This is a genomic window from Inquilinus limosus (assembly GCF_051487185.1).
GTDB classification, from domain to species: domain Bacteria; phylum Pseudomonadota; class Alphaproteobacteria; order DSM-16000; family Inquilinaceae; genus Inquilinus; species Inquilinus limosus_F.
In genome coordinates this window covers 1-15,347 of record NZ_JAHVDK010000021.1, presented here as the reverse complement: position 1 = coordinate 15,347, position 15,347 = coordinate 1, and the positions used below count along the sequence as shown (strand labels likewise).

The following is a 15,347-nucleotide window of genomic DNA, read 5'->3' as shown; positions in this document are numbered from 1 at the left end:
GAATCGGCGCGTATAAATGTTGATCAGTCTATTTAACGCCCCTGGAGAGTAATATGTCCTCTTCCGCCGCCGGGAAGACCGAGTTCCGAGGCAAGATCTACGATTCGATCCTCGACACCATCGGGGCGACCCCGCTGGTTCGGGTGAAGAAGCTGGCCGAGGCCCATGATGCCCGGGCCGACATCCTGGCGAAGCTGGAGTTTTTCAACCCGCTGTCGAGCGTGAAGGACCGCATCGGCCTGGCGATGATCGAAGCGCTGGAGGCGTCGGGCAGGATCAAGCCGGGCGTCAGCACCCTGATCGAGCCGACCTCGGGCAACACCGGCATTGCGCTCGCCTTCGTCGCCGCGGCCAAGGGCTATCGCCTGATCCTGACCATGCCCGAGACGATGTCGGTCGAGCGGCGCAAGATGCTGAAGCTCTTGGGCGCCGAGCTGCACCTGACCGAGGGTCCGAAGGGCATGAAGGGCGCCATCGCCAAGGCCGAGGAGCTGGTCAACAGCATCCCGAACGCGATCATTCCGCAGCAATTCGAGAACCCGGCCAACCCGGAGATCCATCGCCGCACCACGGCCGAGGAGATCTGGAACGACACCCAGGGCGGCGTCGACATCCTGATCTCCGGCGTCGGCACCGGCGGCACCATCACCGGCGTCTCCGAGGTGATCAAGCCGCGCAAGCCCAGCTTCAAGGCGATCGCGGTGGAGCCGGAGGACAGCCCGGTGCTGTCCGGCGGCAACCCGGGCCCGCACAAGATCCAGGGCATCGGCGCCGGCTTCGTCCCGGCGGTGCTGAACACCAAGGTCATCGACGAGGTCGTGCGGATCTCAAACGAGCGGGCCTTCCAGGTCGCCCGCCAGGTCGCGAAGCTGGAGGGGCTGCCGGCCGGCATCTCTTCCGGCGCCGCCCTGGCCGCGGCGCTCGAGGTCGGCGCCCGGCCGGAGAACGAGGGCAAGAAGATCGTTGTGATCGTCCCCTCGATCGCCGAGCGCTACCTGTCGACCGCGCTGTTCGAAGGGCTGGACTGACGTCCTCCCTCTTCAGTGCGTGCGGGGGAAGCGGGCCTTCGGGCCCGCTTTTCATTTGGCCGACGACAACTCGATGAACCGGCCGATGCCGACGGCGGCAAGGAAGTCGGGGTCGTGGCTGGCGACCAGCAGCGCGCCGTCATAGGCGGCCACAGCACGCTCGATCGCCGCGATCGAGTCGAGGTCGAGATGGTTGGTCGGCTCGTCCAGGATCAGGAGCCTGGGCGGCCGCGGCCCGCCCAGCACGCAGGCCAGGGCCGCCCGCAGCGTCTCGCCGCCGCTGAGGCTGCCGACCATGTGCAGCGCGGCATCGGCCCGGAACAGGAAGCGCGCCAGCGCCGCCCGGCAGGCATTGTCGGTCGCGTCCGGATGCATCGCCCGGAAATTCTCCAGGATCGTACGCTCCGGCCGCAGTCCACCGGCCCGCTGGTCGAGCATGGCGATGCCGCCGCCGAAGCGCCGGATCTTCCCTTTGTGCGGCTCCAACTCGCCGGCCGCCAGGCGCAGCAGCGTCGACTTGCCGGCGCCGTTCGGCCCGGTGACCGCCACCCGCTCCGGCCCGACCAGGGTGAAGGACAGGTCTCGCAGCACCGGCCAGGCCGCGCCCGGCGGCGTCCAGGAGACCTGCTCGAAGGCGAGGACAAGGGTGCCGGCGGCGAGCCCCGTGGAAGGCAGCGAGACCGCCAGCCTCTCCACCCGCTCGACCGCGGCGCGCGCCTCGGCCAGCGCCGCCTCGGCGGACTCCTGCCGGCGCTCCTGCAGGCCGCTCTGGCGCGCCTGGGTCTGGCCGGCCCGCTCCTTGGCGGCATCGAGCAGGAGCTTGGACTGGCCGCCGCCGGCGCGGGATCTCCGGCCGCGGGCGTCGCTGCGGGCCTTGCGCTCCAGCACTGCCTGCCGGTCCCGCGCCAGCCGCACCACCTCCTGCTCGGCATGGGCCAGGTTGCGCTGCACCGCCTCGGCTTCGGCCTCGCGCCGGGCCCGATAGTCGTCCCAGTTGCCGCCATAGCTTCGCGCGCCCAGGCTGGACAGCTCGACGATCCGGTCCATCCGGCGCAGCACCTCGCGGTCGTGGCTGACCACCAACGCCCCGCCGCGCCACTCCTCCAGCAGCGCGCAGATCGCGTCGCGGCCGTCGGCGTCGAGATTGTTGGTCGGTTCGTCCAGCACCAGCATCTCCGGCGGGTCGACCAGCAGCCCGGCGAGGACCAGCCGGGTCGCCTCGCCGCCGCTCAGGGTACCGAGCGGCCGGCGCAGGTTGAGAGCGGCCGGCAGGCCGAGCCGGGGCAGCGCCGCGGCGGCCCGCTCCTCCACCGTCCAGTCGGCGGCGGCCAGATCCTCCTCGCTGCCCTGCCCCGCCAGCAGGCGGTCGAGTCGGGCCAGGGCCGGGGCGATGCCGAGGGCATCGGCGGCGGTCATGCCCGGCACCACCCGGATGGTCTGCGGCAGATGACCGATGCGGCCCCGCCGACGGATGCGGCCGGATTGCGGCGGGATCTCGCCCAGCAGCAGGCGCAGCAGCGTGGATTTCCCGACGCCGTTGCGGCCGACCAAGCCGGTCCGCTCCGCCCCGAAGGCGAGCGTCAGATCCTCGAAGAGCGGGCGGTGGTCAGGGGTGTGGTGGGACAGCGACTCGGCGGCGAGGAGAGGCATGGCGGCTCGACGGATGCAGCGTGACGGGGCGGGTGAAGTGCCGTTCCGTCCTGCGATCCATCAGGGCCTCTCCTGCGTTGTGAGGCCGGGAGCATAGCCGCAAAATATCTCCAGGCAAACCAGGGCGCACGCGCGCATCCTTGTGGAGGGACGGGAGGGAGGCCCGAGATGGCGGATGAGGAGACGGTCCGGCGCGCCGCGCTGGCCCTGCCGGAGGTGACGGAGGAGGCGCATTGGGACCGCCCGTCCTTCCGGGTCGGCGGCAGGATCTTCGCCGTGCTGCGCCCGGCGGAGCGGCGGGCGGTGCTGAAGCTGCCGCACGACCACCAGGAGATGCTGTTCGCGGCCCGCCCCGAGGCCTTCTCGCCGGCACGCTGGGGCCGGCTGGTCTGGACCTTCGTCGCGCTGCCGCAGGTCGACGACGAGCAGATCGAGTCGCTGGTGGCGGAGGCCTGGCGGGAGGTGGCGCCGAAGCGGCTCGCCCGGCAGCGGCCAGGCTGACCGGCATGGACAGTGCGCCGCCGCCGCGCTAGCCCGGAGGGCGACGCAGCCGAGGAGCCGCCGATGACTCAGAAGCCAAGAGCCCGCGACCTGGGCATCCCCTTCGATGGCGAGCCCGGGCCGCTCAATGCCATCACAGATGTCGCCGGGGTCGAGGTCGGCGCCGCCACCGTCATCGCAGGCGACGGCAAGCTGGAGGTCGGGCGCGGGCCGGCGCGCACCGGCGTCACAGCCATCCTGCCGCGCGGGCGAGTCTTCGACCCGGTCTTCGCCGGTACCGCCGCCCTGAACGGCAATGGCGAGATGACCGGAACCCTCTGGATCGAGGAATCGGGCTTTCTCGAAGGGCCGGTGATGATCACCAACAGCCACAGCGTCGGCATCGTGCGTGACGCGGTGATCGGCTGGCAGGGCCGCCACGGGCTGGTCGCGCCACTGTCGCACGACCTCTATTGGTGCCTGCCGGTGGTGGCCGAGACCTGGGACGGCATCCTGAACGACATCAATGGCTTCCACGTCACGGCGCAGCATACGGTTGAGGCCCTGAACGGCGCCCGGCTTGGCCCGGTGGCGGAGGGCAATGTCGGCGGCGGCACCGGCATGTCCCTGTTCGGATTCAAGGGCGGTACCGGCACGGCCTCGCGTCAGCTCTCACCTGAAGACGGCGGCCATGTCGTCGGCGTGCTGGTGCAGGGCAATTTCGGCCGCCGCCGAAACCTGACGATCGCCGGCGTCCCGGTCGGTCGGGAGATCCCGGACCTGCTGCCCGACCTGGCCTGGGACCGCGACACGGGATCGATCATCGTCGTGATCGCGACCGATGCACCGCTGCTGCCGCACCAGCTGAAGCGGCTGGCGCGGCGGGCGCCGATCGGCATCGCCCGCACCGGCGGCTATGGCGCCAATGGCAGCGGCGACATCTTCCTGGCCTTCTCCACCGCCAATCCCGGCGCCTTCAGCCGCAAGGAGACACGGTCGGTCGACGTCCTGCCGAACGACGCCATGGACGGGCTGATCGAGGCCACGGCCCAGGCGACCGAGGAGGCGATCGTCAACGCCCTGGTCGCGGCCGAGATCATGACCGGCCGCGACGGCAACACGCTGCATGCGATCCCGCATGACCGGCTGCAGGAGATTCTGAGGAAATACAACCGGTTGGCGGATCAAATGTAGGTTGGGTTCGCGGAAGCGAACCCAACATCGCGCAATCGGGGCCAGGTTGGGTTCGCCCGGGGCGAACCCAACCTACGATTCAGTGCACCGCCATCTCGGCCCTGATCTTCTGGCGCAGCAGGTCGATCGGCGCCAGCCGGTCGCGCTGCGCCTCGTAGTGCCAGAAGGTCCAGCCGTTGCAGGACGGCGCGCCCTGCAGCGCCGCGCCGACCCGGTGGATCGACCCGGCATGGTCGCCCTGGCCGTTGCTGGCGATCAGGGTGCCGTCGGCCCGCACCTTGGCGACGTAGCGGCGCTGGGTGTCGAACAGCCGGTCGCCCGGCCGCAGCATGCCGCGTTCCACCACCCAGCCGAAGGGCACGCGCGGCGCCTGCCGCTTCGACAGGGTGTCGAGCAGGGCCGGGTCGGCCGGCGCCTCGATCGCGGCGATGCGCTGGGCGGCGACGCGGGCATAGACCTCCTCGCGCTCGACGCCGATGAATTTCCGGCCGAGGCGCTTGGCCACGGCACCGGTGGTGCCGCTGCCGAAGAACGGGTCGAGGATCGTCTCCCCCGCCCGGGTCGAGGACAGGAGGACGCGCCACAGCAGCGCCTCGGGCTTCTGCGTCGGATGCGCCTTGCGGCCGTCGATCTTCAGCCGCTCGCCACCGCTGCAGATCGGCAGCGTCCAGTCGCTGCGCATCTGCAGTTCCTCGTTCAGCGCCTTCATGGCGTCGTAGTTGAAGGTGTAGCGGCTGTCCGGCGACTTGGCGGCCCAGATCAGCGTCTCATGCGCGTTGGTGAAGCGGGTGCCGCGGAAGTTCGGCATCGGGTTCGACTTGCGCCAGACGATGTCGTTCAGGATCCAGAAGCCGAGATCCTGCAGGATGGCGCCGACCCGGAAGATGTTGTGGTAGGTGCCGATCACCCACAGCGTCCCGTCCTCCTTCAGCGCATGGCGCGCCGCCGCCAGCCAGTCCCGCGTGAACCGGTCATAGGTGGCGAGGTCGCTGAACTTGTCCCATTCCGCATCAACGCCGTCGACCCGGCTCTCGTCCGGCCGGCGCAGCTCTCCCCCCAACTGCAAATTGTAGGGCGGGTCGGCGAACACGCAGTCCACCGAGCCGGCGGGCAACGACCGCATCGCCGAGATGCAGTCGTCGAGGACGATTCGGCAGCCCGGCGGCAGGCGCTCGGTGATGGTGGGTGATTCGCTCATGCGGCGACGATGATTCGCCGCGGAGTCGCCGTCAATACCCCGCTTGAATCAGCCGGTTATGGCGAGTCGCTGCGACACCGGGGCAAACGACCGCCGATGATGCTCGCAAACCCCGAGGCGGGCGATCGCCGCGAGATGCTCCGGGGTGGCGTAGCCGACGTTGCGTTCCCACCCATAGCCGGGATGGTGGGCGGAGAGACGCAACATCTCGTGGTCGCGCACAACTTTTGCGAGGATCGAGGCGGCCGCGATCGACAGCGACAGGGCGTCGCCGCCGACCACCGCCCGCCCGTCGCAGGGCAGCCCGTCGGGCAGCTTGTTGCCGTCAACGAGGGCCATCTCCGGCCGTTCCGGCAGCGCCTCGACCGCCCGTCGCATCGCCAACAGGCTGGCCTGCAGGATGTTGATTCGGTCGATCTCCTCGACCGTGGCCCAGCCGATCCCGACCTGGGCCACCGCCTTGATGCGCGGCACCAGCGCCTCGCGCCGCTGCGGTGTCAGCACCTTGCTGTCGTCGATCAGCGATGCGAGCTTGGGGTCGAGCGGCCGGGTCAGCACCACGGCCGCGGCCAGGACCGGGCCGGCCAGCGGGCCGCGGCCGACCTCGTCCAGCCCGGCGACCCTCCGCACCGGGGCGCCGCATTCGATCTCAAGGCTCCAATCCGGCATGCCGCCCCTCCTGCCCCCAGGGCATAGCGCCGATGGGGCGAAGAGCCAAGACCGGAGGATCGAGGAAGGCCAGGCAGGCCTTTAGAACAGCCTCAACTGGTCGCCCGGCCGCGGTGGCGGGGAGAACTGGCTGGTGTCGAGGACCCAGCGCTTGCGGTCGAGGCCGAGCCTGCGGACGGCGTGGTTGAAGCGGGCGCGGATCAGATCGGCCACCGGCCCCTCGCCCCTCATCCGTTCGCCGAAGCCCGACTTATAGAGTTTACCGCCGCGGGTCTGGCGGATCAGCGACATCACCCGCTTGGCCCGGTCCGGCGCATGCGCCTCGAGCCATTCCTGGAACAGGCCGGCGATCTCCAGCGGCAGCCGCAGCAGGGTCCAGCCCGCCGCCGTCGCTCCGGCCTTGGCCGCCGCCTCCAGCACCTGCTCCAGCATATGGTCGTTGAGGCCCGGGATCATCGGCGAGGTCAGCACGATCACCGGGATGCCGGCCTGGGTCAGCTGCCGCATCGTCTCCAGCCGCCGTGGCGGCGTCGCCGCCCGTGGCTCCAGCGTCCGCGCCAGCTCGCGGTCGAGGGTCGAGAGTGAGATGCAGACCGCCGCCAGCCCCTTCGCCGCCATCGGCGCCAGCAGGTCGATGTCGCGCGTGATCAGCGCCGATTTGGTGACGATGCCGAGCGGGTGGTTGAAGCGCGACAGCACCTCGATCACCCGGCGGGTCAGCTTCAGCTCGCGCTCGACCGGCTGGTAGGGATCGGTGTTGGTGCCCATCGCCATCACCGCCGGGACGTAGCCGGGGCGCCGCAGCTCCGCCTCCAGCAGCTCCGGCGCGTCCGGCTTGTAGAAGAGCTGGGTCTCGAAATCGAGGCCGGGCGACAGGCCGAGCCAGGCATGGGTCGGCCGCGCGAAGCAGTAGATGCAGCCGTGCTCGCACCCGCGATAGGGGTTGATCGACCGGTCGAACATGATGTCCGGCGAGTCGTTGCGGGTGATGATGGTGCGAGCGGTGTCGACATGGAGCTGCGTGCGCAGCGGCGGCTCGTCCTCCTCCGCCGTCCCCGCCCAGCCGTCGTCGACCCGGTGCCGGGTCGCCGCCTCGAAGCGGCCGGTCCGGTTGCTGACCGCCCCGCGCCCCTTGCGCGGCCGGTCCTCCAGCTCGTCGATGTCGGGCGGCTTGATCGGCATGAGAACAAATATAGAACACGCACATCGACTTGCCAATCCCCTACCCGGATGCGCCCCGATCGGGGCGCGCGGGGACCAGACTCGGCTTGACGCCCGGACCCGAAGGGACTATGAAGCGCGCTCGTTTTTTCTGGGCCCGCGTTGGGCCGAACCGGGACCGACAATGGCCAACCACAAGTCCGCCGAGAAGCGCATCCGCCAGACCGAGCGCCGCACGCTCGTGAACCGCAACCGCGTCAGCCGCATCCGCACCTTCGTCAAGAAGGTCGAGGTGGCGATCGAGTCCGGCGACAAGACCGCCGCGGCCGAGGCGTTCAAGGCGGCGCAGCCGGAGCTGCAGCGCGGAGTCACCAAGGGCGTGCTGCACAAGAACACGGTCGCGCGCAAGCTGTCGCGCCTGTCCGGCCGCATCAAGGCCCTCTAAGCCCGGATCACCGAACAGCCGTTCCGCGGCGGCGGTCGCGGAACGGTTTTTTGTTTGCCGGAGAGAGGCTCGAGCGGAGCACAGGTGACCGCCGCCCGGACCGTTTTTTGCGTTTTCGCAGGGTCCGGTTTTGTTCCGTTGCCAGCCAATGCCTCCCCTGCCTATGATCTACGTTCACTTGCGCGTCTGCAGGTGAAGACGGCCTCAGGATACAACTTGCCCGGCTACCAGCCTTCATCATGAAGATTGGCAGAAGTCCGTGAGCGTCCCTGAGCAATACTCGTTCAATTTTTACTGACATACTTCCCGGCTGCGCAAGTAACGCGAGGAATTGTTCCTGCGCGCTGGGCATGATATTATGATTGTTACAGTTTGAATTCTGCAAGCATGGCAGCCGCGCACCGGGCAACCAGTGCCGTTGCCGACGGTAGTGGGTAGAATTCGAATCGTGGGCGGACGGGGCAACGCGGACGCCGAAGCCGGAGGGGTCGGAAGCAGCATGTCGTCGATGGGGGGAGTCATCGCATCGATCGAGCAGCAATGGGCCCGGGTCTGCGGCCGGTTGCGCGAGGAAGTCGGCGAGGGCGCCTTCAAGAGCTGGCTGCGCCCGGTGGTCGTGGTCGATCTCGACGGCGGCGAGGTCCGCATCGCCGCCCCCACCCGGTTCATGCGCGACTGGGTGGCGGCGCATTACGCCGACCGCATCCGCAATCTCTGGCATTCCGAGAATCCGGACATCCACAGCGTCGACGTGATCGTGGTGCCGGACCGGCTGGCCGCGAAGCCGGCCGCCGCAGCCGCACCGGCCGCGACCGCGCCGGCCTCGCGCGCCGAGTCGCCGGCACCGGAGCGCCCAGCCGAGTCGGTGGCCGAGTTCGGCGCCGTTCTCGACCAGCGCTTCACCTTCGACAATTTCGTTGTCGGCAAGCCGAACGAGTTGGCCCATGCCGCCGCCCGCCGGGTGGCCGAGGCCAACAGCGTCACCTTCAACCCGCTGTTCCTCTATGGCGGGGTGGGCCTCGGCAAGACCCATCTGATGCACGCCATCGCCTGGCACATCCGGCAGAAGCACCCGGAGCGGCGCGTGCTCTACATGTCCGCCGAGAAGTTCATGTACCAGTTCATCCGTGCCCTGCGCTTCAAGGACACGATGACGTTCAAGGAGATGTTCCGGTCGGTCGACGTGCTGATGATCGACGACGTGCAGTTCATCTCCGGCAAGGACTCCACCCAGGAGGAGTTCTTCCACACCTTCAACGCCCTGGTGGACCAGAATCGCCAGGTCGTGATCTCGGCCGACAAGTCGCCCTCCGACCTCGAGGGGATGGAGGAGCGGCTGCGCTCCCGCCTCGGTTGGGGCCTGGTCGCCGACATCCACCCCACCACCTACGAGCTGCGGCTGGGCATCCTGCAGGCCAAGGCGGAGACGGCGCGGGTCGAGATCCCGGCCAAGGTGATGGAGTTCCTGGCCCACAAGATCACCTCCAATGTGCGTGAGCTGGAGGGGGCGCTGAACCGCATCACCGCCCATGCCGAGCTGGTGCACCGGCCGATCACGCTGGAATCGACCCAGGAGCTGCTGCACGACCTGCTGCGCGCCTCCGACCGCCGGGTGACGATCGACGAGATCCAGAAGCGGGTGGCCGAGCACTACAACATCAAGGTCGCCGACATGCATTCGGCCCGCCGCGCCCGCACCGTGGCCCGGCCGCGCCAGGTGGCGATGTACCTGTCGAAGCAGCTGACCCCGCGCTCGCTGCCGGAGATCGGTCGGAAGTTCGGCGGCCGTGACCACACCACCGTGATGCACGCCGTGCGCAAGGTCGAGGAGCTGTGCAGCGAGGACCGCTCCTTCGCCGAGGATGTCGAGCTGCTGCGGCGCATGCTGCAGGTCTGATAGACTCAGCATTATCAAATCATTAGAGGGCGTTGTTAAGGCAGCGGTGCGGGTCGGGGCGGCTTGCAGCGCCGCCTCAGGTTGCCGCGCCCGTCTCGTCCCCTCGCAAAGACCGGGAAAACCGCGCTGGACAGACTATGCGCGGCACTCGCCACCGCCGCCGCCTTTCGGTTATAGTGCGCGCCCGCCGCGTCGGCCGGGCCCCTGCCCGCCCCGATGAACTTTCCCGGCGGCCGGCATCGTCGAAGTGGAATCGGGATGAAGCTGATCATCGAGCGTGCCGCCCTTCTGAAGGGCCTGAGCCATGTGCAGAGCGTCGTGGAGCGGCGCAACACCATCCCGATCCTGTCCAACATCCTGCTGCGCGCCGATGGCGGCACGCTGCGCCTGACCGCCACCGACATGGATCTCGAGATCGTCGAATCCGTGCCGGCGGAGATCCAGGCCCCGGGCGGCACCACGGCCCCGGCCCACACCCTCTACGACATCGTCCGCAAGCTGCCGGACGGCAGCCAGGTCGAGATCGAGACCAATCCCGACGGCGGCTCGCTGACGCTGCGCGCCGGCCGGTCGAACTTCCGGCTCGGCTGCCTGCCGGTCGAGGATTTCCCGAGCATGGCGGGCGGCGACCTGAGCCACCGCTTCACCATCGCCGCCGGCGACCTGCGGGTGATGATCGACCGGACCAAGTTCGCGATCTCGACCGAGGAGACGCGGTACTACCTGAACGGCATCTATCTGCATGCCGCCAAGGCCGAAACCGTGCCGGTGCTGCGCGCCGTCGCCACCGACGGCCACCGCCTGGCCCGGGTCGAGATGCCGCTGCCGGACGGCGCCGACGGCATCCCCGGCGTGATCGTGCCGCGCAAGACGGTGATGGAGCTGCGCAAGCTCCTGGACGAGACCGGCGAGACGGTCGAGGTGCAGCTGTCCGAAACCAAGACCCGCTTCACCCTGCCGGGAAGCGCGGGCGACGGCGTGGTGCTGACCTCGAAGCTGATCGACGGCACCTTCCCGGAATACGAACGGGTGATCCCGAGCGGCAACGACAAGATCCTCGAGGTCGACGCCAAGGAGTTCGCCAAGGCCGTCGACCGCGTCTCCACCATCTCGACCGAGAAGAGCCGGGCGGTGAAGCTGACGCTCGAGAACGGCTCGCTGACGCTGTCGGCCAATTCGGCCGAGCAGGGCAGCGCCACCGAGGAGATCGAGGTCAGCTACGAGGCGCCGCGGCTGGAAATCGGCTTCAACAGCCGCTATCTCCTTGATATCACGCAGCAGATCGAGGGCGACGGCGCCCGCTTCGCCATGGCGGATGCCGGGTCGCCGACCATCGTCCGCGACACCGCCGATTCCAGCGCGCTCTACGTGCTGATGCCGATGCGGGTGTGACGGTTGAACCGATCGTGCCGGCCATGCCCTTCTGCATGACCAGGGGGGCGAAGCATCCGCTTCGGATGCCTTGAGCCACATGTCCCAGGACCCCATGCCGGAGCAGGCGGCCGCCTCCTCCGGGCGCACCTCGGGAGCGGGGGCCGCCCGGATCGCGGTGACGCGCCTGACGCTGACCGAGTTCCGCTGCTACGCCCAGCTGCGGATCGAGCTGGATCCGCGCCCGGTGGTGCTGACCGGGCCGAACGGAGCCGGCAAGACCAACCTGCTGGAGGCGGTGTCCTTCCTGTCGCCCGGGCGCGGCCTGCGCCGGGCGCCACTGCCCGAGGTGACGCGACGCCAAGCCCCCGAAGGCACCGGCTGGGCGGTGGCGGCGCGGCTGCTGACCCCGACCGGCGAGATCCAGTTGGGCACGCAGCTGGAGCCCGGCGAGGGCCGCCGCGCCGTTCAGATCGACGGCCGTGCGGCGCCGAGCCAGACCGCGCTCGGCGCCCGGGCGCCGATGGTCTGGCTGACGCCGCAGATGGACCGGCTGTTCGGCGATGCCGCGAGCCAGCGCCGGCGCTTCCTCGACCGGCTGGTGTTCGGCTTCCACCCCGATCATGCCGGGCAGCTCGGCGCCTATGAGCGGGCGATGCGCGAGCGCAACCGGCTGCTGAAGGAAGCCCGCGCCGACCCGGCCTGGCTGGCGGCGCTGGAGGACACGATGGCCACATCCGGCACCGCCGTCGCCGCCGCCCGGCGCGAGCTGGTGGCGCGGCTGCGCGGCGCCGAGTCGCTGATGGCGGAGGGGCCGTTCCCCCGCGCCGACCTGGCCGTGGACGGCCGGATCGAGGCGTGGCTTGAGGATCGGCCGGCCGTGGATGCGGAGGAGGAATTTCGTCGCCTTCTGTGCGATAATCGCCGCATCGACGCCGCGGCCGGCGCCGCGACGGAAGGACCGCACCGCAGCGACCTGTCCGTCCATCACCGGTCCAAGGCGATGCCGGCGGCGCAGTGCTCGACCGGCGAGCAGAAGGCGCTCCTGATCGGCATCGTCCTCGCCAATGCCCGCCTGCTTGCCGGGGAACGCGGCGCCCCACCCCTCCTCCTCCTCGACGAGGTGGCGGCGCATCTCGACGGCACCCGCCGGGCCGCGCTGTATGAGGAGATCCTGGCGCTCGGCGCCCAGGCCTGGATGACCGGCACCGATCCGGCGCTGTTCGCGCCGCTCGGCGACCGGGCACGTCACTTCGGCGTCGACGACGCCCGGGTGACGGAACGAAACGGATGAAGAAGTATGTCGGACTCTGCGATCCCGAATGAAGAAGCCGCCTATGATGCCGGCTCCATCACCGTGCTGCGCGGCCTGGAGGCCGTGCGCAAGCGGCCGGGCATGTATATCGGCGACACCGATGACGGGTCCGGCCTGCACCACATGGTGTACGAGGTCGTCGACAACGCCATCGACGAGGCGCTGGCCGGCTATTGCGACACCGTCACGGTGGCGCTGAACGCCGACGGCTCGGTCTCGGTGACCGACAACGGCCGCGGCATCCCGGTCGCGATCCATGAGGAGGAGGGCATCAGCGCCGCCGAGGTGGTGATGACCCAGCTGCATGCCGGCGGCAAGTTCAACCAGAACTCCTACAAGGTCTCGGGCGGCCTGCACGGCGTCGGCGTCTCGGTGGTCAACGCGCTGTCGGAGACGCTGGAGCTGCGCATCTTCCGCGACGGCCAGGAATGGTTCATGCGCTTCCGCGACGGCGAGAGCGAGGCGCCGCTGGCCGCGGTCGGGCCGCAGAACGGCCAGCGCGGCACGCACATCACCTTCCTGCCGTCGAAGCAGACCTTCTCCAAGACCGAGTTCGATTTCGGCACGCTGGAGCACCGGCTGCGCGAGCTGGCCTTCCTCAACTCCGGCGTCAAGCTGACGCTGACCGACGCGCGCGGGCCGGAGCCGAAGGTCGTCGAGATGCATTACGAGGGCGGGCTGAAGGCCTTCGTCAGCTATCTCGACAAGGCCAAGCAGACGCTGCACGGCGCGCCGATCACGATCACGGCGGAGCGCGACGGCATCACGGTCGAAGTGGCGATGCAGTGGAACGACAGCTACCACGAGACCATGCTGTGCTTCACCAACAACATCCCGCAGCGTGACGGCGGCACCCATCTGGCCGGGTTCCGCGGTGCGCTGACGCGGCAGGTGAACGCCTACGCCACCGAGAGCGGCATCCTGAAGAAGGAGAAGGTGGCGCTGACCGGCGACGACGCCCGCGAGGGGCTGACCTGCGTCCTGTCGGTGAAGGTGCCGGACCCGAAATTCTCCAGCCAGACCAAGGACAAGCTGGTCTCCTCCGAGGTCCGGCCGGTGGTCGAGGCGGTGGTCAACGAGATGCTGGCCACCTGGTTCGAGGAGCATCCGAACGACGCCAAGCGGGTGATCCAGAAGGCGGTCGAGGCCGCCTCGGCCCGCGAGGCGGCGCGCAAGGCGCGCGAGCTGACCCGGCGCAAGGGCGCGCTCGACCTCGCCTCCCTGCCCGGCAAGCTGGCCGACTGCCAGAACCGCGACCCGGCGGACTCCGAGCTGTTCATCGTCGAGGGCGACAGCGCCGGCGGCTCGGCCAAGCAGGGCCGCGACCGCAAGTTCCAGGCGATCCTGCCGCTGCGCGGCAAGATCCTGAACGTGGAGCGGGCGCGGCTGGACAAGATGCTGTCCTCGGCCGAGATCGGCACGCTGATCACGGCGCTGGGCACCGGCATCCGCGACGAGTTCGACGCCGACAAGGCGCGCTACCACCGCATCATCATCATGACCGACGCGGATGTGGACGGCAGCCATATCCGCACCCTGCTGCTGACCTTCTTCTACCGGCAGATGCCGGAGTTGATCGAGCGCGGCTATCTCTACATCGCCCAGCCGCCGCTGTACCGCGCCGCCCGCGGCAAGGAGGCGGTGTATCTGAAGGACGATGCCGCGCTCGAGGCCCATCTGATCGACATCGGCCTGCGCGACCTGGTGTTCACCCCCTTCGACGGGGCCCAGATCGGTGGCCTCGACCTGCGGGCGCGGGTCGAGCAGGCGCTGGACGCGAAGCACCAGCTGGCGCCGCTGATCCGCAAGGTCGGCGACCGGGTGGTGGTGGAGCAGGTGGCGATCGCCGGCGCGCTGTCGGCGCAGGTGGTGCACAACCCGACCCAGGCGGCCGAGGCCGCGAGCTACGTCTCGCAGCGCCTCAACGCCCTGGCGGCGGAGTTCGAGCGCGGCTGGCAGGGCGAGGCGCTGCCGCCGCAGGGCAACCAGCCCGGCGGGCTGGTGTTCCGCCGCACCCTGCGCGGCGTGACCGAGAGCCGCCTGATCGACGCCGACATCATCCGCTCGGTCGAGGCGCACCGGCTGGACCGCATGGCCGGCGACCTGCAGGCGCTGTACCGCCGGCCGGGCGTGCTGACCTGGATGAACCCGAAGGGCGCCGCCCAGGAATGGCCGATCGCCGGCCCGATGGACCTGATCGACCGGGTGCTGGAGCAGGGCCGCAAGGGCCTGGCGGTGCAGCGCTACAAGGGCCTGGGCGAGATGAACCCGGACCAGCTGTGGGAGACCACGCTGGACCCGAACGCCCGGGTGCTGCTGCGGGTCGAGGTCAAGCACGCCGACGACGCCGAGGACGTGTTCTCGACCCTGATGGGCGACGTGGTCGAGCCGCGCCGCGACTTCATCCAGGAGAACGCGCTGAAGGTGACGAACCTGGACGTGTGACCCGGCGGGGCGTTGGGGGAACACGCCGGCGAGCATCTTCACGTTACCTCTCCCGCGGGTCCCCGGATCAAGTCCGGGGAGGAGAGGTCGGGCTCGCGCACCGAGACCGGGTGAGGGCTGGTCCCGGCCTCGCCCCCTCACCCGGAGGCGCAAGCGCCTCCGACCTCTCCCGCAGGGCGGGAGAGGCAAAACGCTCGGTTCTCCGGGACTCAAGGGGACCTCATCGGCGAACCGCGCCCTTACCCGGTGTCCGGCGGCTTGGGCTTGCGGCGGCCGGCGCCGGACGGGCGGGATTCGGGCGGATCCGCGGGCGGATCGTCGTCCGACGGCAGGAAGCCGAGCGCTTCCATCGCCTCGTCGGCCATCTCCAGCCAGCGCTCCGCCTGCACCGGATAGCCCCAGCGCCGGCACAGCGCCGCCACCGCGACCTCCGCCCGGCTGGCTTCCACCAGCTCCACCACCTCCGGCCGTTCCAGCCGCTCGGTCAGCTCGGC

At 69.7% G+C, this 15,347-nt stretch carries 13 protein-coding genes; 8 read left to right on the top strand and 5 right to left on the bottom strand.

Annotation, left to right across the window (positions count from 1 at the left end; all coding sequences use genetic code 11):
* Positions 1-53: 53 nt before the first annotated feature.
* On the top strand, positions 54-1,028 hold the full coding sequence (cysK, locus tag KXR53_RS22615) for a cysteine synthase A (RefSeq protein WP_437377533.1): 975 nt from the start codon (positions 54-56) through the stop codon (positions 1,026-1,028).
* A 51-nt stretch (positions 1,029-1,079) separates the two neighbouring features.
* On the opposite strand, the gene KXR53_RS22610 is transcribed toward cysK, so the two are convergent.
* Positions 1,080-2,678, bottom strand: coding sequence for an ABC-F family ATP-binding cassette domain-containing protein (locus KXR53_RS22610; RefSeq protein WP_437377532.1), 1,599 nt, complete (start codon positions 2,676-2,678; stop codon positions 1,080-1,082).
* A gap of 168 nt (positions 2,679-2,846) precedes the next feature.
* Here KXR53_RS22610 and KXR53_RS22605 point away from each other — a divergent pair, with 168 nt between their 5' ends.
* Positions 2,847-3,179, top strand: coding sequence for an MmcQ/YjbR family DNA-binding protein (locus KXR53_RS22605; protein WP_437377531.1), 333 nt, complete (start codon positions 2,847-2,849; stop codon positions 3,177-3,179).
* Between the two features lie 63 nt (positions 3,180-3,242).
* On the top strand, positions 3,243-4,352 hold the full coding sequence (locus tag KXR53_RS22600; RefSeq protein ID WP_437377530.1) for a P1 family peptidase: 1,110 nt from the start codon (positions 3,243-3,245) through the stop codon (positions 4,350-4,352).
* A 79-nt stretch (positions 4,353-4,431) separates the two neighbouring features.
* Here the strand turns inward: KXR53_RS22600 and KXR53_RS22595 are convergent, their stop codons facing one another.
* From KXR53_RS22595 to KXR53_RS22585, 3 genes are all read right to left on the bottom strand, one after another.
* Entirely contained in the window at positions 4,432-5,550 is a 1,119-nt protein-coding gene (locus KXR53_RS22595) for a site-specific DNA-methyltransferase (protein ID WP_437377529.1), read from the bottom strand.
* A 48-nt stretch (positions 5,551-5,598) separates the two neighbouring features.
* Positions 5,599-6,219, bottom strand: a complete 621-nt coding sequence (locus KXR53_RS22590) for a ribonuclease HII (RefSeq protein ID WP_437377528.1) — start codon at positions 6,217-6,219, stop codon at positions 5,599-5,601.
* A gap of 81 nt (positions 6,220-6,300) precedes the next feature.
* The gene (locus KXR53_RS22585; protein WP_437377527.1) at positions 6,301-7,401 is read right to left on the bottom strand and encodes a PA0069 family radical SAM protein; all 1,101 of its coding nucleotides are present in this window, start codon (positions 7,399-7,401) and stop codon (positions 6,301-6,303) included.
* A gap of 163 nt (positions 7,402-7,564) precedes the next feature.
* On the opposite strand from KXR53_RS22585, the gene rpsT reads away from it, so the two are divergent.
* The 5 genes from rpsT to gyrB all read left to right on the top strand — a co-directional run bounded on the left by rpsT (position 7,565) and on the right by gyrB (position 14,853).
* The gene (gene rpsT, locus KXR53_RS22580; protein WP_437377526.1) at positions 7,565-7,825 is read left to right on the top strand and encodes a 30S ribosomal protein S20; all 261 of its coding nucleotides are present in this window, start codon (positions 7,565-7,567) and stop codon (positions 7,823-7,825) included.
* Positions 7,826-8,333: 508 nt separating this feature from the next.
* Entirely contained in the window at positions 8,334-9,722 is a 1,389-nt protein-coding gene (gene dnaA, locus KXR53_RS22575; RefSeq protein WP_437377525.1) for a chromosomal replication initiator protein DnaA, read from the top strand.
* A 258-nt stretch (positions 9,723-9,980) separates the two neighbouring features.
* Positions 9,981-11,114, top strand: coding sequence for a DNA polymerase III subunit beta (gene dnaN / locus KXR53_RS22570; protein ID WP_437377524.1), 1,134 nt, complete (start codon positions 9,981-9,983; stop codon positions 11,112-11,114).
* A gap of 79 nt (positions 11,115-11,193) precedes the next feature.
* On the top strand, positions 11,194-12,387 hold the full coding sequence (recF, locus tag KXR53_RS22565; RefSeq protein ID WP_437377523.1) for a DNA replication/repair protein RecF: 1,194 nt from the start codon (positions 11,194-11,196) through the stop codon (positions 12,385-12,387).
* Between the two features lie 6 nt (positions 12,388-12,393).
* Positions 12,394-14,853, top strand: coding sequence for a DNA topoisomerase (ATP-hydrolyzing) subunit B (gene gyrB, locus KXR53_RS22560; protein ID WP_437377522.1), 2,460 nt, complete (start codon positions 12,394-12,396; stop codon positions 14,851-14,853).
* 239 nt (positions 14,854-15,092) lie between these two features.
* Here gyrB and KXR53_RS22555 read toward each other — a convergent pair.
* Positions 15,093-15,347 (bottom strand): hypothetical protein (locus KXR53_RS22555; RefSeq protein ID WP_437377521.1); only part of this gene is annotated, 255 nt, incomplete at its 5' end.

What these genes read in the sequence shown, in the direction of transcription:
- cysK (WP_437377533.1), top strand. Translation starts at nt 54, where the DNA reads ATGTCCTCTTCCGCCGCCGGGAAGACCGAGTTCCGAGGCAAGATCTAC.
- KXR53_RS22610 (WP_437377532.1), bottom strand. Translation starts at nt 2,678, where the DNA reads ATGCCTCTCCTCGCCGCCGAGTCGCTGTCCCACCACACCCCTGACCAC.
- KXR53_RS22605 (WP_437377531.1), top strand. Translation starts at nt 2,847, where the DNA reads ATGGCGGATGAGGAGACGGTCCGGCGCGCCGCGCTGGCCCTGCCGGAG.
- KXR53_RS22600 (WP_437377530.1), top strand. Translation starts at nt 3,243, where the DNA reads ATGACTCAGAAGCCAAGAGCCCGCGACCTGGGCATCCCCTTCGATGGC.
- KXR53_RS22595 (WP_437377529.1), bottom strand. Translation starts at nt 5,550, where the DNA reads ATGAGCGAATCACCCACCATCACCGAGCGCCTGCCGCCGGGCTGCCGA.
- KXR53_RS22590 (WP_437377528.1), bottom strand. Translation starts at nt 6,219, where the DNA reads ATGCCGGATTGGAGCCTTGAGATCGAATGCGGCGCCCCGGTGCGGAGG.
- KXR53_RS22585 (WP_437377527.1), bottom strand. Translation starts at nt 7,401, where the DNA reads ATGCCGATCAAGCCGCCCGACATCGACGAGCTGGAGGACCGGCCGCGC.
- rpsT (WP_437377526.1), top strand. Translation starts at nt 7,565, where the DNA reads ATGGCCAACCACAAGTCCGCCGAGAAGCGCATCCGCCAGACCGAGCGC.
- dnaA (WP_437377525.1), top strand. Translation starts at nt 8,334, where the DNA reads ATGGGGGGAGTCATCGCATCGATCGAGCAGCAATGGGCCCGGGTCTGC.
- dnaN (WP_437377524.1), top strand. Translation starts at nt 9,981, where the DNA reads ATGAAGCTGATCATCGAGCGTGCCGCCCTTCTGAAGGGCCTGAGCCAT.
- recF (WP_437377523.1), top strand. Translation starts at nt 11,194, where the DNA reads ATGTCCCAGGACCCCATGCCGGAGCAGGCGGCCGCCTCCTCCGGGCGC.
- gyrB (WP_437377522.1), top strand. Translation starts at nt 12,394, where the DNA reads ATGTCGGACTCTGCGATCCCGAATGAAGAAGCCGCCTATGATGCCGGC.